This window comes from Acinetobacter sp. ANC 4636, assembly GCF_054454555.1.
Genome location: NZ_JBTKVD010000053.1, coordinates 1 through 300 on the forward strand (window position 1 = coordinate 1; position 300 = coordinate 300).

1 pseudogene is annotated in these 300 nt (G+C 48.7%); it reads left to right on the plus strand.

The window, feature by feature from the left end:
* Nucleotides 1–300 (plus strand): annotated as a pseudogene (locus ACX1N5_RS15740) (filamentous hemagglutinin N-terminal domain-containing protein); the annotation flags it as partial.

Genomic DNA, 300 nt, shown 5'->3' on the forward strand with positions numbered 1-300 from the left:
TCTGAGTAATACGGGGACAGTGAATGCAGCACGCATTGCGATAGATTCAGATAGTTTAAGAAACCAAGGCACCATTGAGCAAACAGGGACTCAGGCACTGGATTTAAATGTTGGAGCGCTGAGTAATCAAGGCGGACAAATTGGATTAATCTCAAACACTGCGGGTAGTGGTACAGGAAGCGGCACGGGATCTTCAGGCACGACTCAACCCGTTACTCCAAATAACCCTGCTCAGGATGGTGGTAGTGTTACTGTCGTGGACAACACAAGTACAGTGCCTAAAACCTATGCCGCCGGCTA